Genomic DNA, 16,321 nt, shown 5'->3' on the forward strand with positions numbered 1-16,321 from the left:
CTCCTGTCGGGTGTGTGATCCTCCCTTAACGGCTGGCCGCGCGCGCCTGTTCCGGGCGAAAGCGCTGGACAGCCCGCGCTACAGGGCGCAAAGGCGCGGGCGATCCTTTCGCACTGCAACAGGAATCCCCTCATGTCCCGCCAGCTCATTTCCTCCGGCTCGCCTTTCGAGGCGCAGGTCGGCTATTCGCGCGCCGTCGTCCAGGGCGACTGGTGCTTCGTCGCCGGCACCACCGGCACCGATCCCGAAACCAAGACCATGCCCGAAGATGTGGTCGAACAGGGCCGCAACGCGCTCAAGGTGATCGGCAAGGCGCTGGAAGACGCCGGCTTCGCCTTTGCCGATGTCGTACGCGTGACCTATTATATCACCGACGCCGCCTATTGGGATGTGATGGGTGAGATCGCTGGCCCCGTTTTCGGCGACATTCGCCCGGCGGCCAGCTGCGTCATCGCCGGCCTCGTCAAGCCGGAGATGAAGATCGAGATCGAAGTCACCGCCTTCAAAGGGTAACAGGAGCAGCGCGTCATGATTACCATGTATGGCATCAAAAATTGCGACACGATCAAGAAGGCCCGCAACTGGCTGGATAATGAGCGCGTCGCCTATAATTTCCACGACTATAAGGTCGCCGGCGTCGACAAGACGAAGCTGGAAGAATGGGTGATGGAGCATGGCTGGGAAACCATCCTCAACCGCTCCGGCACCACCTTCAAGGCGCTGGACGCGGGCGACAAGGCGCATATCGATGCGGACAAGGCGATCCTGCTGATGATCACCAACCCCTCGATGATCAAGCGCCCCATCCTCGACACCGGCCGGGGCGAAACGATCGTCGGCTTCAAGGCGACCACTTATGAAAACGCGCTTCAGGGCGTGAAGGCATGATCGGGCGGGGGCTGCTGCGCATCGGGTTGTTTCTGCTGATGAGCCTCATCCCCCTCCAGATAGTGCGGGCCGAACCGATCCTGATCGCCCATCGCGGCGCCAGCGGCGAACGGCCCGAACATACGCTCGCCAGCTATGAACGGGCGATCGATCAGGGCGCCGATTTCATCGAGCCGGATCTGGTCCTGACGAAGGACGGCGTCCTTGTCGCCCGGCATGAAAATGAGATAAGCGGCACCACCGACGTCGCCGACCATCCCGAATTTGCCGATCGCAAGACGACGAAGCAGATCGACGGTATCGACATGGTCGGCTGGTTCACCGAGGATTTCACCCTCGCCGAACTGCGTACCCTGCGGGCGCGCGAACGCCTCCCCGATCTGCGCCCCGCCAACAAGCGCTTCAACGATCTCTATCTGATCCCGACCTTAGAAGAGATATTGAAGCTGGTCCGCGCCAAGGAAGCGGAAACCGGCCGCCGCATCGGCCTCTATCCCGAAACCAAGCATCCCAGCTATTTCGCGAAGATCGGCCTGCCGCATCAGGCGCCGATGCTCGCGATGCTGGCCAAATATGGTTATGAAAATGCCGACGACCCGGTGTTCATCCAGTCGTTCGAGGTCGGCAATCTGAAAGCCCTTCGCACCGCCACCCGGCTGCGCCTGATCCAGCTCGTCGATGCGGAGGGCGGCCCGGCCGATCTGCCCGGCGTCACCTATGCGGACATGCTGATGGTACAGGGGCTGAGCGATATCGCGACCTATGCCGATGGGGTCGGCCCCTCGGCCGCGCTGATCATCGCGCCCGAAGGCCCAACCGCGCTGGTCGGCCGCGCCCATGATGCGGGCTTGCAGGTCCATGTCTGGACGCTGCGGATGGAAAACAGCTTCCTTCCCGCCCAGTTTCAGCGGCTGGACGATCCGCAAGGGCGCGGCGACTTCACCGGCTATGTCCAGGCGATCGCCGCCACCGGCGTCGACGGCATCTTCAGCGACTTCCCCGGACAGGCCCGCGCGGCGCTGGGTGCGAATAGCCACTGACCATCACCCACCATGCTCCTGCGAAAGCAGGAGCCCAGGGCGAAACCGCGCATCCGACGATCCCTGGCGCGGAAATCCCTGAAAAACTTCTTTCTCGATTCCCCTGCTTGACTTGCCAAAGCCGCCTCGCACGCGAATAACGGACCCATGTTGTCCCAGAAGACCCGTTATGCCATCCGCGCGCTCCAGCATCTCGCCGATCGCTACCGCCAGGGTCCGGTTCCGTTGAACGAGATCGCCACGCGCCAGAATATTCCGGCCAAATTCCTGACCGTGATCCTGTCTGAACTGTCGCGCGAAGGGCTGGTCGCGACCCAGCGGGGCCGGGACGGGGGCTATTGGCTGGCGCTGGCGCCGGTCGACATCAGCTACGGCGACATCGTCCGCCTGACCCGCGGCTCGCTCGCGCTCACCCCCTGCGCCAGCCGCTTCGCCCATGAAAGCTGCACCAACTGCCTGCCCGAATCGGAATGCCGCCTCCACCGCGTCATGCTCCGCGTCCGCGACGAAACCGCCAAGGTGCTGGACAGCATCAGCCTGGCCGAACCGTTCGCGATGGAAGGCGCGGAGTAGGAGCTATTCCCCTCCCGCCAGCGGGAGGGGCAGCGAGACTTGGTTCGGCGCAGCCGGACCTAGTCGCAGCGGGGTGGGCATTAGCAACGTTGCGCATGCCCACTCCCTTGATGGGAGTCACGTGCCTCCCATCGACCCCTTCCGTCTACGGGAGGGGGAACAAGGCGCCCCCTCCCAATCCCCCAAGAGGCTTGCACATGCCTCCCCCGTCCGCCACATCCTCCCCATGACCACGCCGCCGCTCAAAGCCGTCCTGATCCCCGTCACCCCGCTCCAGCAGAATTGCACCCTCTTCTGGTGCACGGAAACGATGCGCGGCGCCTTCGTCGATCCGGGCGGCGACCTGCCCGTGCTCAAGAAAGCAGCTGCCCAACATGGCGTCACGATCGAGAAGCTGCTCGTCACCCATGGTCATATCGACCATTGCGGGCAGGCGGGCGTGCTGGCGCGCGACTTCAATGTCCCGATCGAGGGGCCGCATGAGGATGATCGTTTCTGGATCGACCGGCTGCCGCAGGATGGCGAGCGCTGGGGCGTACCCGGCGAAAGTTTCGAGCCGGACCGCTGGCTGAATGACGGCGATCAGGTGACGGTCGGCAACCTGACCTTCGACGTCATCCATTGCCCCGGTCACACGCCCGGCCATGTCGTCTTCCATCACGCCCCCAGCAAGCTGGCCATTGTGGGCGACGTGCTGTTTCAGGGATCGATCGGCCGCACCGACTTCCCGCGCGGCAATCATCAGGATCTGATCGACGCGATCACCGGCAAGCTCTGGCCACTGGGCGGCGAAACGGCCTTCGTCCCCGGCCACGGCCAGATGAGCAATTTCGCCCATGAACGCCGCACCAACCCCTTCGTCGCCGATTCGGTGCTGGCCGGGTAATCCTCCCCGGCACGGGGAGGGGGACCGCTTGCGCAGCAAGGGGTGGAGGGGGCTGCGTCGCGGGAGTATCGAGCCCTAAATAGAGCTCGTTCGGGCTGAGCCTGTCGAAGCCCTGTTCTTTTTTCAAGAAGTACAGCCCTTCGACAGGCTCAGGGCGAACGGATACAGAGGTGATCCCGATTTGGCGCACGATGCTCTAAAGAATCGCGCAATTACACCCGCGCCGCCATCGCCGGCGGCACCGGCATTTCGCGCGTCGCGCCATAGGCGATGCTGAGCGCCGTCCCGGCCATCACGATCATGATCCCCCAGGTCAGCAGCGCACCGCCCGCGCGCCACGCCGTGGGCTTGTCCGCATCCATGCCGAACGCATGGGCGACCCGCGCCACCACATAGACCAGCGCCCCGATCCACAGCCATAGCGAAGCACCCACCGCCATCTCGACCAGGGCGAAGAGAATCAGCACGATCGGCGTATATTCGACATAATTGGCATGCGCCCGCATCCGCCGCGCCAGCAGGCCGTGCCCGGCGTCGCCGTGCAATATCTTGTCCTTGATCCGGAACCGGGCGCACCGAATCGCCAGCCAGAAGTTGAGCAGCGCACAGGCGGCGGCAAAGGTCAGCGTAATCGGCAGCAGCATGGTCAAATCCCTGTTATTCCGTGAAGCGCACCGTAGAGCGCCTTGGGGAAGGGACAAGGGCAAAGGGAAGGAAGGACTTGCGCCTCCGGCAAAAAGCGCTATAGGCGCAGGGCTTCGCGATCACCCGGGCCGCATGGGTCTGCGGCGCCGTTGGCGTCGGCATCCTTTGGGAACCGGCCAGTCGCAAAACCTGATTAATTTATGGAATAAGGTGCCGACATGGCTGTCCCCAAGCGCAAAACTTCTCCCTCCAAGCGCGGCATGCGTCGCAGCCATGATTCGCTGCGCGTCGAAGCGTTCAACGAATGCTCGAACTGCGGTGAGCTGAAGCGTCCCCACAATCTGTGCGACGCTTGCGGTCACTATAACGGCCGCGAAATCGTCGCCGTCGGGGCCTGAGCCCGTTTCTGAACTCCGCAAAGGGGTGAATTAGAGTGTCCAGCCAACCGCGAATCGCAATCGACGCGATGGGCGGGGATGAAGGCGTGCGCGTGATGATGGCGGGGGCTGCTTTGGCCCGTCGCCGTCATGATGGCCTGCGTTTCACCCTGTTCGGCGACGAGGAGCGGATCAAGGCGGCGCTCGACCATCACCCCAATTTGCGGGCGGCGTCGGACATCGTCCATGCCGATACGGTCGTCGACGGCTCCGACAAGCCGAGCGTCGCGATTCGCAAGAAAACCAGCTCCATGGCCATGGCCATCGCTGCCGTGAAGGCGGGCGAGGCTGGCGCTGCCGTTTCTGGCGGCAATACCGGCGCGCTGATGGCGATGGCGAAGGTCGCCTTGCGCACCATGAAGGGTGTCGATCGTCCTGCGCTGGCAGCCATGCTGCCTACGCTCGGCGACAATGACGTCATCATGCTGGACCTGGGCGCCAATACCGAATGCGACGCCCGCAACCTCGTCCAGTTCGCGGTGATGGGGGCTGCCTATGCCCGCATCGCTCTCGATCTTGATCGTCCGCGCGTCCGCCTGCTCAACATCGGCACCGAAGAGCTGAAGGGCACCGACGAGATTCGCGATGCCGCCGCCGTGCTGCGCGCCGCCGACAATCTCTCGCTCCAGTTCGATGGCTTCACCGAAGGCGACAAGATCGCCCGCGGCGATACCGACGTCATCGTGTGCGATGGCTTCTCCGGCAATGTCGCACTGAAGACGGCCGAAGGTACGGCCCGTTTCGTGACCGACGTGCTGCGCAAGGCGTTCACCAGTTCGATCCGCTCGAAGATCGGCTTCCTGATCTCGAAGCCGGCCATGTACATGCTCAAGCATCATCTTGACCCCAACAACCATAATGGCGCGGTTTTCCTGGGCCTCAATGGCGTGGTGGTGAAGAGCCATGGCAGCGCGGACGAAAAGGGCGTGGCCAATGCCGTGCATGTCGCCGCCCGCCTGCTGGAAGAAGATATTACCCGGCGCATCGCAGCCGACATCGCCGATATTCAGTCGCTGGCCGATGTAGCGTCAAAGCTGGAGCTGTCCGCCAAGTGATTCGCCGGTCCATTTTGCTCGGCACGGGCTCGGCCCTGCCCGTTCGCGCCGTCAGCAATGCCGAACTGGCGCAGAGCGTCGACACCAGCGACGAATGGATCGTCGAACGCACCGGCATCCGCAATCGCCACATCGCGGGGGAGGGCGAAACCACCGCCACCCTCGCGGCCGACGCCGCGCAGAAGGCGATCGAAGCGGCGGGCATCGCCGCGCAGGATATCGACCTCATCATTCTGGCGACCGCCACCCCGGACCAGACCTTCCCCGCCACCGCGACCAAGGTGCAGGCGGCGCTGGGCATCGACGATTGCGTCGCTTTCGACGTCGCTGCCGTCTGCTCGGGCTTCCTCTACGCCGTCACCGTCGCCGACAGCATGATCCGCTCGGGCGCGGCGAATCGTGCGCTGGTGATCGGCGCGGAAACCTTCAGCCGCATCCTCGACTGGGAAGATCGCGCCACCTGCGTCCTGTTCGGCGACGGCGCCGGCGCGGTGGTGCTGGGCGCGGAGGAAAGCGCCGATGGCAATCGCGGCATTCTCGCCGCAAAGCTGCATGCCGATGGCCGCCATAACCAGCTTCTCTATGTCGATGGCGGGCCGTCCACGACCCAGACCGTGGGCAAGCTGCGGATGAGGGGGCAGGAAGTGTTCCGCCACGCCGTGGTGAATCTGGCCTCCGTGCTCAAGGAAGCGATGGAACTGGCGGGCCTCACCCCCGACGATATCGACTGGCTGGTGCCGCATCAGGCCAATGCCCGCATCCTCGACGCGACCGCGCGCAAGCTCAAGCTTTCCCCCGATCGCGTAGTGGTGACGGTGGACCGGCACGCCAACACATCGGCCGCTTCGGTGCCGCTGGCGCTGGACCTCGCCACGCGCGACGGACGGATCAAGCCGGGGGATCTGGTCGTGCTGGAAGCGATGGGCGGCGGCTTCACCTGGGGCGCCTGCGTCCTTCGGGTCTGACGGGCTAAATGATCACGGCCTAGCAACCGCTTGCCAAAGCGCCGCGAATCAATCACATTTCAGTCAGATCATCCGCGGAGATGATCGGTGGGCGAAGAAGTGGGGATGTTCGATGAGCGACAATGGAACCCTGACGCGCGCGGATCTGGCGGAAAGTGTCAATCGGCACGTCGGCCTGTCGCGGGCCGAAGCGGCGGCGCTGGTGGAATCGATCCTCGAACATATGTCGACGGCGCTGGCGCGCGGCGAAAATGTGAAGATTTCCAGCTTCGGCACCTTCGTCCTGCGCGACAAGACCGAGCGTATGGGCCGCAATCCCAAGACCGGCGTGGAAGTGCCGATCGAACCGCGCCGGGTGCTCACTTTCCGCGCCAGCCAGACGATGCGGGATCGTGTCGCCTCGATTTGAGACGATCGGGCCCTTTTCCAATATTACCATTGCTTTACCATAGTTGACGTTGCCCCCTGGATGGGTGCAACATCCTCGTCATGGAAAAGGAAGAGGGTGCATTTCTGACCATCAGCGAGCTGGCTGGCGAGCTTGGTCTTCCCCAACATATCTTGCGCTATTGGGAAACCCGCTTCCCGCGATTGCGCCCGCTCCAGCGGTCCGGAAACCGACGTTACTACCGCCCGGCTGACGTCGCGCTCGCGCGGCGTATCCACCAGCTGCTCAATGTCGAAGGCTTCACCGTCAAGGGCGCGCAAAAGGCGCTAGAGGATGGCGAGGCCACGCCCACGCCCGCCGCGGCACCGGCCTGCATTGCTGACACCGATCTGCTGGTCCGCCTGCGAGAAATCCGCACGACGCTGGCCAGCGCCATCGGCGACTAGGGCGACGCCCGTAAAATGGGATTACCTTTGTAGCCGTTCGCCCTGAGCCTGTCGAAGGGCCGTACTTCTTGATGAACAGGGTAGGGCCTCGACAAGCGCAGCCTCACTCAGCACGAACGGTCCATGTTCAGGGTGCGATGCTCTTACCGCCCTACAACGCCCGCGCGTAGATCAGGTCGCGGAACGGTACGTCGCCGACCATGAAGGTCAGCTCGCCAATTTCCTCAAAGCCATGGCGCGCATAGAATCGCCGCGCCCGGTCATTCTGCGGATAGACCGCCAGCAACAGCCGCTTCGCCCTACGCCGCTGCGCTTCCTCCAGCACCAGCGTCATCAGCCGGTCGCCATTGCCACCGCCCTGCCAGCCATGCAGCAGATAGATGCGCTTCAGCTCGACATCCTGCGCGTCGGTCGGCACCGGCAGGGCAGGCGGCGTGATCAGCGCATAGCCGACCGGCGCGCCCAGTGGCGTCTCCCCGATCAGCAGCGTCTGCGCCGGATCGCTCAAGGCGGCCTGATAATAGCCCTCGCCATGGGCGCCGCGAATATGGCTCAGCAGCGCCGCGCCCGGATGATCATGGGCAAAGCTGGCAAGGAAGGTCGCACCACCCAATATCGACAGCGCCCCGGCATCCGCCGCCTCCGCCCGGCGCCACAGGATCGGCGTCATGCCCGGCGGCTCAGCGGGTGCCCGGCCCGAGCGCCGGGTCGAGGTCGCGGGGGCGGGTGAAGCTGGCCAGCGTCGCCACATTGTCGCGCGCCTCGCTCCAGCGGTCGATCGCCAGATCCATCACGGCGATGCTGGCGGTGGGGAATTTCACCTCCACATCCTCGCGCAGCGGGCTGATCCCGTCATCGGGCACCAGATCCAGAATCAGTTCCTCCAGCCCCGGATTATGTCCCGCCATCAATACACTGTCGGCGCTGTCGGGCAGGTCGCGCACGACATCGAACAGCGTAGGCGAGGAGGCCAGATAGATGCGCCGGTCCCAGCGCGCGTCCAGCGTCTCGCCATAGCCTTCGAAGAAAGTCTCCAGCGTCTGCACCACGCGCACCGCGGGGGAGGCGACCAGCAGGTCGAACTGCATCTTCCGCTTGGCGGCAAACTGGCCCATCAGCAACGCCGCCTTTTCCCCGCGACGATTCAGCGGGCGATCAAAGTCGCGCGCCACCGGATCGTCCCAGTCCGATTTGGCGTGGCGCAACAGGGTCAGCCGCTTCATTGTTTCTCCTGTTGGGGCAAATCGGATTCGCCCCCCTGATGCCCTAACGACGCGGTTTCGCCAAGCGTTTCGCGGCGGGCGGCAACGCTGACGGCGATGATCGCCTCGTCCAGCGTCAGGCGGCGCACCGGCGTTCCGGGCGGAAAGGCGCTCAGCAACCGGCTGGGCATGGCGGCCGACAATATGACGAAGCTGCCCCGGTCCTCGGCCCGGCGGATCAGGCGACCAAAGGCCTGCGCCAGCCGCGCCCGGATCAGCCGGTCGTCATAGGCGCTGCCCCCGCCCGCCAGCCGCCGCGCCGCGTGCAGCACGGTGGGCTTGGACCATGGCACGCCCTCCATCACCACCAGCCGCAGTGAATGGCCCGGCACGTCCACGCCGTCCCGCAACGCATCGGTGCCCAGCAGGGACGCGCGCGGATCATCGCGGAAAATGTCGACCAAGGTGCCGGTATCCATCGGATCGACATGCTGGGCGTAAAGCGGCAGTCCGCCCCGCGCCAGCCGGTCGGCGATCCGCGCATGCACCGCGCGCAGCCGCCGGATCGCGGTGAACAGTCCCAGCGTCCCGCCGCCCGCAGCCTCGATCAGCCGGGCATAGGCGCCCGACATGGCGGCGATATCGCCCTTTTTGATATCGGTGACGATCAGCACTTCGGCCTGGCCCGGATAGTCGAAGGGACTCGCTGCCTCGAACCGTTCCGCGCCATGGGGCAGGTGGATCGTGCCGCTGCGCGCCTCCGCATTGCTCCATTCCCCGCCGCCCTTCAGCGTCGCCGATGTCAGCAGCACGCCCTGCGCCGGCTTCAGCACCGTTTCGGCGAGCGGCCGTGTCGGGTCCAGCCAGTGGCGATGGATGCCGATATCATATTCGCGCCCCTCGACCCGGTCGACCGTCATCCAGTCGACATAGTCGGCGTCGGCCGGCCCGCCGATCCGCGTCAGCAGCGCCAGCCAGGCCGCGATCAGGTCGCGCCGCCAGCCCAGCGAGGCCACCGCGCCCTCGATCCGCGCCCGCGCGGCGCCGTCCAGCCAGTCGGGCGCGTCCTCGATTACCGCCTCCAGCCGCCGCGCCAGCCGCACCAGCGGCTTGATCAGGGCATCCAGCGCCAGCGCCGCTTCCTGCGCCGCCTCCACCAAAGCGCCATCAGGCTCGGCCAGTTCGGTTTCCAGCCCATAGCCGGCATCCGCCTCGCCGGCCGCCTCCGCACGGGTATAGACCGTGCCGCGCACCGCCGCGAGCAGCCCCTCCAGCGGCCCGAACGGCTCACCAGCCACCACGCGCTTCAGCCAGTCATCAGCCGGCAGCGCCTGCGCCGCGTCCACCGCCGCGCGGATCGCCTGCCCGCCTTCCTCGTCATAGCTCGCCATGTCGGACAGGCGCGCCGCCAGCCCTCGCCGCCGCCCGCGCGATCCGCCTTCCGGCCCCATGATCCAGCGGCGCAGCTCGATCGCCTCCTGCCCCGACAAGGCGACGGAGAAGGTCGAATCCGCCGCGTCGAACAGATGATGCCCTTCGTCGAACACAATGCGCTGCGGCCGCTGCCCCGTCTCGCGCCCGCGCGCGGCGTTGATCATCACCAGCGCATGATTGGCGATGACGATGTCCGCGTCGGCGGAAGCGCGCGCCGACCGCTCGATGAAGCATTTGCGATAATGCGGGCAGCCCGCGTAAATACACTCGCCCCGCCGGTCGGTCAGCGCCGTGGAGCCATTGCGGCGGAACAGGGTCGGCAACCATCCGGGCAGGTCGCCGCCCACCATGTCGCCATCCTTGGTGAAGGCGGCCCAGCGCGCCACCAGCTGCGCCAATATCGCGGCCCGCCCGGCAAAGCCGCCCTGCAAGGCATCTTCCAGATTCAGCAGGCAGAGATAATTTTCCCGCCCCTTGCGCACCACCACCCGCCGCGCGGCCATGGCGGGATCGGGAAACAGGCGCAGCGTTTCGCGGTCCAGCTGTCGTTGCAGCGCCTTGGTATAGGTCGACACCCACACCGTCCCCTGCGCTTCGGTTGCCCAGAGCGAAGCCGGGGCCAGATAGCCCAATGTCTTGCCGATCCCGGTGCCGGCTTCCGCCAGCAGCATATTGGGCTGGTCGCGATGCTTGCGCGGTGTGAAGGCGATGCGGGCGGCGGCGGCATAGGCGCGCTGGCCGGGGCGCGGCTCCGCGCCCGCGCCGGTCAGCGCGTCCAGCCGGGCCAGCACCTGATCCTCCGCCAGGCTGACGGTGCGCGGGGCCGGACGGGGCTGTGTCTCCTCCCATTCGGGCAGCTTGGAGAAGAGCCAGCGTTCCGCTTCGCGCGGGCGGGCGATGCGCGGCGCGACCAATGGCGACCAGGGCCAGCGCATCCGGTGCAGCGATTGCGCGGCGGTCCATCCGCCCTCACGCTCCACCCAGTCGGGCGCATCCAGCCGGGCCAGCAGCAATGTGGCAGCCTGTTGCAGCAGCGCAGGAATATCCCCTTCATTGCCCGGCGCGGGCAGGCCCAGCGCTTCGGCCAGCCCCTTGGGCGTGGGCACCAGAAAACGGGCGGGATGCAGAAAGGCCCAGAGTTCCAGCAGGTCGAGGCCATTCAGCTCCGGATAGCCAAGCCTTTGTCCGGTCAGCGGCGCATTGAGCAGCAGCACCGGCGTTTCAGCCGCGCGGGCAATCGCCTGCCCCTTGGCCAGCGCATGGGTATCGTCGCCCTCGCGCAGCCAGATGCCGCCATGGCTGGCGTGAAGCGCGGGCAGGGATGCGGGGTCGATCACCCGTAGGGTTTAGGCGAACGGGAACAAAAGGAAAACCTGTTTCAGCCGGCGCGCCGTCCAAAACCGCCTGCGACATTGAGGCGCGGCTGGAAGGCGACCGGCGCACGCTGGGCGGCGCGTGCCAGTTCCAGCTTGTCGAACAGCGGACCATCATTCAGTTCATAGGGGAAACGAATGCCCATCCGGTCCTCTTCGGACCAGCGTACCGTGCCGAATACGACATGGCCGTCCAGATCGAGCTGGCATTGTGATCGCGGCGGCAGGGTGCAGCCCACGACTTGCGCGCCCCCTTCGCTCAGGTCGACGATCATGCCTTCCAGGCTGTCGAGCACGGTCGTCACCACGATGGGAATCTCCACCGTAATACGCTCATGACTACGTTTGACCTGCATATCGCCTCCGATCCTGCTTAATATAGCAGGCAGAATTACTTAAAAGTAAATATGAGAACGGTTCTTATCAGGCTTTGTCATGCATTGCCATCAAAGGGCGTTCCCTTTCGATCGGCCAGCAGCTAGGGGCTTTCGTCATTATGACAGTGTCCGACATTCTCCGCACCGCCGCAAACGCATCCAAGGCCTGGCCCTATGAGGAGGCGCGCAAGCTTCTCAAGCGCTATTCCAACGGCGCGCCGGAGAAAGGGCATATCCTGTTCGAAACCGGCTATGGTCCCTCGGGCCTGCCGCATATCGGCACCTTCAACGAAGTGCTGCGCACCACCATGGTCCGCAATGCCTATCACGCCCTGTCGGATATCCCGACCCGTCTGGTGGCGTTCAGCGACGATATGGATGGCCTGCGCAAGGTGCCGGGCAATGTCCCCAATCAGGCGATGCTGGAAGAACATCTGGGCAAGCCGCTGACGCAGGTGCCCGATCCGTTCGAAAAGTTCGAAAGTTTCGCCCATCATAACAATGCGATGCTGCGCGATTTTCTCGACAGCTACGGCTTCGAATATGAATTCGTGTCCGCCACCGAGCGCTATAAGGCCGGGGCCTTCGATGAAGCGCTGCGGCAGGTGCTGCGCCGTTATCAGGCGATCATGGACATCATGCTGCCGACCCTGCGCAAGGAACGGCAGGCGACCTATTCCCCGGTCCTGCCGATCAGCCCGAAGAGCGGCATCGTGCTTCAGGTGCCGGTTGAGGTGATCGACGCCGAGGCGGGCATCGTTCGCTTCGAAGACACTTCCGTCCCTGGGGGCGACATCATCGAACAGTCGATCCTGTCGGGCGGCGCGAAGCTGCAATGGAAGGTCGACTGGGCGATGCGCTGGTACGGGCTGGGCGTTGACTATGAAATGGCGGGCAAGGATCTGATCGATTCGGTCACCCAATCGTCCAAGATCTGCCGCGCGCTGGGCGGCCGCCCGCCCGAAGGCTTCAATTATGAGATGTTCCTCGACGAAAAGGGCGAGAAAATCTCCAAGACCAAGGGCAATGGCCTCAGCCTCGAACAATGGCTGACCTATGGCCCGCAGGAAAGCCTGGCCTTCTACGCCTATCGCGAACCCAAGAAGGCGAAGCAGCTGCACATGGGCGTCATCCCGCGCGCAGTGGACGAATATTGGCAGTTCCGCGCCAATTATCCACGCCAAGCGATCGAACAACAGCTCGGCAACCCGGTGCATCATATCCATGATGGCAAGCTGCCGCAGGGCGAACTGCCCGTCACTTTCGGCCTGCTGCTGAACCTCGTCGGCGTGATGGGCGATGCCAGCCGCGAACAGGTGTGGAGCTATCTGCAAAATTATGTGCCCGGCGCCAGCGCGGAGACCTATCCGGAACTGGACGCGCTGATCGGCCATGCGCTCGCCTATCATCGCGATTTCGTCGCCCCCACGCTCCAGCGCCGGCCACCGCACGCGAACGAAGCCGCCGCCCTGCGCCAGTTGGACAGCGAACTGGCCGCGCTGCCGGCCGATGCGTCGGCCGAAGATATCCAGAATATCGTCTATGCCATCGGCAAGGATGAGGCGTTCGGCTTTGCTGAACTGCGCGACTGGTTCAAGGCGCTGTATCAGACCTTGCTGGGCGCGGATCAGGGGCCACGCATGGGCAGCTTCATCGCGCTCTACGGCATCGACAACAGCCGCAAGCTGATTGCCGAGGCGCTCGCTTCTTGATCTGAATCAACCATGCTGCGGAACAATCTGGCGGCATGATCGTTACGCGCAACGGTCCACCCCCCTTTCGGACTGGTGGCGTGCCCCGCGTACGCCATCGGCCGCGTGCGCCCGGAAACGGGCGGCGCGGCCAAGTGGGGGGAACAGCAAAAAGGCGGCCCGGAATTCGCTATTCCGGGCCGCCTTTTTTTGGACATGCGCCTCTGGCGCATCCGCACCGGCCCGCCCCCCCACCCGACCGTCCAGACATGGTATCCTGATGGGAGGTCGGGTGGGGTTCAAACGAGTCACGTGCCTCGTTTGAAGGCCGGTGCCGTATCGAAAATGCGCTCTTTCGCGCATTTTCCAAACAGCCTTTTACCAGAAGAAGGCCCGATGCGCGGTGATCACGCGGCCGGTGCGGACATTCACCAGCAGGACGTCATTATAGTGGCGGACCCAGCGCTGGTTCACGCCCGGACGGGGCAGGCGATAGCGATAGGGATCGGCGATATAATAGCGCGAGTTATAATAGGCCGGGCGAAGCTGCGCGCCGGCATTCCACTGGCTGTAACGAAACGGCGCGCGCCAGTTGCCGCCACGATAGACGTCGCGGTGCGAACGGCGATAATCCTGCCAATCCTCGCGGGCTTCCTGTCGCGCCTCGCGCACGTCGCGGCGGGCTTCGCGCACATCGCGGCGATCGCCATAGCGCTGCGCCTGCCGCAGATCGCGCTGTTCCTCACGCACGCGCTGCTCGCTGCGGCGCGCTTCGCCATAGGATTGGGCCGACGCCACGCTCGGTACGACGGTCGCGGCCAGCAGGCCCAATATGATCAGTTTACGCATCTCTAATCTCCCACAATCTGTGGCGGAAACCTCTGGGCTTCGTCGCCAACACAAGGAGATATGCCCCTCCGCCCCTGAACGGCCGGGGAATGACCCAGTCAGATTCCAGTCATTTATGTCGCAGTTTGTATCAACCCTTCCTATCCCCACGGCCGCTCGCGAAACCACTTCGTCACGACATATTTCGTACCCTGTTCCACCGGCCGCGCCGCGTGCAGGCTGAACCGGTTGGGCGCGCCATCGCGGGCCATATTGTTCCAGATCAGGATCATCCCCTCGACCGGCGGCACCATGAATTCGCATTGCGGGAAATGCGTTTCGCCACCCGCCTCCACCGGCGACAGATAGATCATCGCCGTCCAGGTCCGCTGCCCGCCGGTCTTGCGCATGTCCTGCCAGTAGCTGGCCGTCACCGGGAAATAGTCGCAATGGACCTTATATTCCTGTCCCGCCGTATAGCGCTGCCCCTGCAACGTCTCGCCATGCGGCGCAGGCAGGCCGGTCAGCGCGCAGATGCGGTCGGTGATCGTCTCGACCAGCGGGCTCCAGGGGCTGAGGTTCCCGCTATGGCTGGTGCGATATTCCGCATTGGCGCTGCCGGAAAAGAGCGAAGACGGCTTGGCGCTGGCGTCGATCAACTCGCGCAGCCCCGCGCATTCCTCGCCACTCAAAAAGCCCTGGCGGCCGTAGATTTCCAGATGGGGGCTATCGATGCGGCTGACCATCGGATTGCGGTCCAGCCGGGCGCGAACAGTGTCGCCAATCAGGGCGCGGGCGGGCGAAGCGATGCCGCCGTCATCGGTCAAGTCGGTCATGTCGCCCTCCTGCCACAGGGCGGGCGGGCATGAAAAGACCCCGGACCGTTGCCGATCCGGGGCCAGGACTCCTGAAGGCCAGTTCAGGAAGGGGGAAGGGAGAAGGGCGCTGCCCTAATCACCAGAAGAAATCATGGATCACATCGACCACATAGCCGTCGCGAATATCGACCAGCATCGCATCGTCATAATAGCGGACCCAGCGCAGCGATCCATAAGCGGGCGGCAGGCGATAGGCATAGGGGTCGTCCAGCCAGTAGCTGTTGGAATAGAGCAGGCTGTTCAGCATGATCCCGACGGAAAAGCGCCGATAGCCATAATCCCATCCGCGCGGGGCATAATAATTGCCCATGCGGAACCGGTCGCCATAGCGATTGCGATACCCCTGCCAGTCATAGCGCCGGTCCTGCCGCCAGCCATTATTCCAGCGCTGCTGGTTGCTCCAGCGGGTGCGGTCGTCGAAGCGACGGCCATTATTCCAGCTACCATTGTTCCAGTTGCCACCGCGATTGTCGCTCCAGCGCCGGTCGTCATTCCGTCCGGCATTGCGCCAGTCGGACCGGTCATTGCCGCGATCATTGTTCCAGCCTGGCCGACCGTCACCGCGCCGGTCGTCACGCCCATTGCGCCAGTCCTGCCTGATGTCGCGACGGTCGTCCCGCTGCGCATTGCGCCAATTCTGCTGCTGCTGCTGCTGCTGTTGTTCCCGGCGCATGCGCACGTCATTTTCGACCGCGCGATTGGCCGGCAGATTGGGTTCGCCGCGCCAGCGCGCATCGGGCCGCGGCGGCGCCATCTGGCCCCCGTTCATCTGCCCGCCATTCATCTGACCACCCGCACCGGCGCGCTGCTGCCAGCGCTGCCCGCCTGCGTCGCCACGCGAGGGCGCCTGCTGATCGCCACGCGGCTGAACCTGCGGATTGCCACGCTGCTGCTGCGGCCCCCGGTCGCCCCGCATCCGCTCGCCGCCGCCATCCTGCCGCTGCGCGCGCTCGCCGCCATTGCCGCGCTCGCCGCGCTGACCCGGATCGCTCTGCGCATAGGCGGGGGCGATGCCGCCAAACACCGTCGCGGTCATCAGCCCCGCCAGCATCATCTTCCTGAACATCGTCCTGTCTTTCCTCGGCGGGGGCACATCGCCCCCTGATGATGCCTGTCTAGACCGGGCGCGATGTCGAGAGGCTGAACTATCCTGTCAGCCATTTGAAAGAATCGCGCGGGCCATGGACATCGCGCCCTGAACCCTCCACTGTCTGC

19 protein-coding genes are annotated in these 16,321 nt (G+C 64.8%); 11 read left to right on the forward strand and 8 right to left on the reverse strand.

Annotation, left to right across the window (positions count from 1 at the left end):
- The first annotated feature begins 132 nt into the window (after positions 1-132).
- The 5 genes from BMX92_RS08145 to BMX92_RS08165 all read left to right on the forward strand — a co-directional run bounded on the left by BMX92_RS08145 (position 133) and on the right by BMX92_RS08165 (position 3,387).
- Positions 133-513 (forward strand): RidA family protein, encoded by a 381-nt coding sequence (locus BMX92_RS08145; protein ID WP_093014650.1) that lies wholly within the window; start codon positions 133-135, stop codon positions 511-513.
- A gap of 15 nt (positions 514-528) precedes the next feature.
- Positions 529-888 (forward strand): ArsC family reductase, encoded by a 360-nt coding sequence (locus tag BMX92_RS08150; RefSeq protein WP_093014653.1) that lies wholly within the window; start codon positions 529-531, stop codon positions 886-888.
- Positions 885-1,928, forward strand: a complete 1,044-nt coding sequence (locus tag BMX92_RS08155) for a glycerophosphodiester phosphodiesterase (RefSeq protein WP_093014656.1) — start codon at positions 885-887, stop codon at positions 1,926-1,928. The genes BMX92_RS08150 and BMX92_RS08155 overlap by 4 nt, the downstream gene beginning before the upstream one ends.
- A 147-nt stretch (positions 1,929-2,075) precedes the next feature.
- Complete coding sequence (locus BMX92_RS08160) at positions 2,076-2,501, forward strand: RrF2 family transcriptional regulator (RefSeq protein WP_093014659.1); 426 nt, start codon at positions 2,076-2,078, stop codon at positions 2,499-2,501.
- Positions 2,502-2,727: 226 nt separating this feature from the next.
- The gene (locus BMX92_RS08165; protein WP_093014662.1) at positions 2,728-3,387 is read left to right on the forward strand and encodes an MBL fold metallo-hydrolase; all 660 of its coding nucleotides are present in this window, start codon (positions 2,728-2,730) and stop codon (positions 3,385-3,387) included.
- A gap of 212 nt (positions 3,388-3,599) precedes the next feature.
- Here BMX92_RS08165 and BMX92_RS08170 read toward each other — a convergent pair whose 3' ends face one another.
- Positions 3,600-4,031: an MAPEG family protein gene (locus BMX92_RS08170; protein ID WP_093014665.1), complete on the reverse strand. Its 432-nt coding sequence runs from the start codon at positions 4,029-4,031 to the stop codon at positions 3,600-3,602.
- A gap of 219 nt (positions 4,032-4,250) precedes the next feature.
- Here BMX92_RS08170 and rpmF point away from each other — a divergent pair, with 219 nt between their 5' ends.
- From rpmF to BMX92_RS08195, 5 genes are all read left to right on the forward strand, one after another.
- The gene (gene rpmF / locus BMX92_RS08175; RefSeq protein ID WP_056690759.1) at positions 4,251-4,430 is read left to right on the forward strand and encodes a 50S ribosomal protein L32; all 180 of its coding nucleotides are present in this window, start codon (positions 4,251-4,253) and stop codon (positions 4,428-4,430) included.
- A 68-nt stretch (positions 4,431-4,498) separates the two neighbouring features.
- Complete coding sequence (plsX, locus tag BMX92_RS08180) at positions 4,499-5,524, forward strand: phosphate acyltransferase PlsX (RefSeq protein WP_256213325.1); 1,026 nt, start codon at positions 4,499-4,501, stop codon at positions 5,522-5,524.
- Positions 5,521-6,489 carry a beta-ketoacyl-ACP synthase III gene (locus BMX92_RS08185; RefSeq protein WP_093014671.1) on the forward strand — a complete coding sequence of 323 codons (969 nt, stop codon included), beginning with the start codon at positions 5,521-5,523 and terminating at the stop codon, positions 6,487-6,489. Before plsX ends, BMX92_RS08185 begins: the two co-directional genes overlap by 4 nt.
- A gap of 112 nt (positions 6,490-6,601) precedes the next feature.
- The gene (gene ihfA / locus BMX92_RS08190) at positions 6,602-6,898 is read left to right on the forward strand and encodes an integration host factor subunit alpha (protein ID WP_093014674.1); all 297 of its coding nucleotides are present in this window, start codon (positions 6,602-6,604) and stop codon (positions 6,896-6,898) included.
- A gap of 80 nt (positions 6,899-6,978) precedes the next feature.
- Positions 6,979-7,323, forward strand: a complete 345-nt coding sequence (locus BMX92_RS08195) for a MerR family transcriptional regulator (protein WP_093014678.1) — start codon at positions 6,979-6,981, stop codon at positions 7,321-7,323.
- Between the two features lie 151 nt (positions 7,324-7,474).
- Here BMX92_RS08195 and BMX92_RS08200 read toward each other — a convergent pair whose 3' ends face one another.
- The 4 genes from BMX92_RS08200 to BMX92_RS08215 are packed head-to-tail and all read right to left on the reverse strand — an operon-like array spanning position 7,475 to position 11,688.
- A complete protein-coding gene (locus BMX92_RS08200) occupies positions 7,475-7,993 on the reverse strand; it encodes a GNAT family N-acetyltransferase (RefSeq protein ID WP_093014681.1) in 519 nt (172 codons plus the stop codon).
- Positions 7,994-8,003: 10 nt separating this feature from the next.
- Complete coding sequence (locus BMX92_RS08205; RefSeq protein WP_093014684.1) at positions 8,004-8,546, reverse strand: SixA phosphatase family protein; 543 nt, start codon at positions 8,544-8,546, stop codon at positions 8,004-8,006.
- Positions 8,543-11,296: an ATP-dependent DNA helicase gene (locus tag BMX92_RS08210; protein WP_093014687.1), complete on the reverse strand. Its 2,754-nt coding sequence runs from the start codon at positions 11,294-11,296 to the stop codon at positions 8,543-8,545. The genes BMX92_RS08205 and BMX92_RS08210 overlap by 4 nt, the downstream gene beginning before the upstream one ends.
- A gap of 41 nt (positions 11,297-11,337) precedes the next feature.
- Entirely contained in the window at positions 11,338-11,688 is a 351-nt protein-coding gene (locus BMX92_RS08215; RefSeq protein WP_093014690.1) for a PilZ domain-containing protein, read from the reverse strand.
- A 140-nt stretch (positions 11,689-11,828) separates the two neighbouring features.
- Between BMX92_RS08215 and BMX92_RS08220 the strand changes: the two genes are divergently transcribed.
- Positions 11,829-13,421 (forward strand): lysine--tRNA ligase, encoded by a 1,593-nt coding sequence (locus tag BMX92_RS08220; protein WP_093014693.1) that lies wholly within the window; start codon positions 11,829-11,831, stop codon positions 13,419-13,421.
- A gap of 357 nt (positions 13,422-13,778) precedes the next feature.
- Here BMX92_RS08220 and BMX92_RS08225 read toward each other — a convergent pair whose 3' ends face one another.
- From BMX92_RS08225 to BMX92_RS08235, 3 genes are all read right to left on the reverse strand, one after another.
- A complete protein-coding gene (locus BMX92_RS08225) occupies positions 13,779-14,249 on the reverse strand; it encodes an RcnB family protein (protein ID WP_093014696.1) in 471 nt (156 codons plus the stop codon).
- Between the two features lie 140 nt (positions 14,250-14,389).
- The gene (locus BMX92_RS08230; protein ID WP_093014699.1) at positions 14,390-15,064 is read right to left on the reverse strand and encodes a prolyl hydroxylase family protein; all 675 of its coding nucleotides are present in this window, start codon (positions 15,062-15,064) and stop codon (positions 14,390-14,392) included.
- A gap of 118 nt (positions 15,065-15,182) precedes the next feature.
- Positions 15,183-16,172, reverse strand: a complete 990-nt coding sequence (locus BMX92_RS08235) for an RcnB family protein (protein ID WP_256213316.1) — start codon at positions 16,170-16,172, stop codon at positions 15,183-15,185.
- Positions 16,173-16,321: the final 149 nt, after the last annotated feature.

Source organism: Sphingobium sp. YR768, assembly GCF_900111125.1.
Classification (GTDB): Bacteria; Pseudomonadota; Alphaproteobacteria; order Sphingomonadales; family Sphingomonadaceae; genus Sphingobium.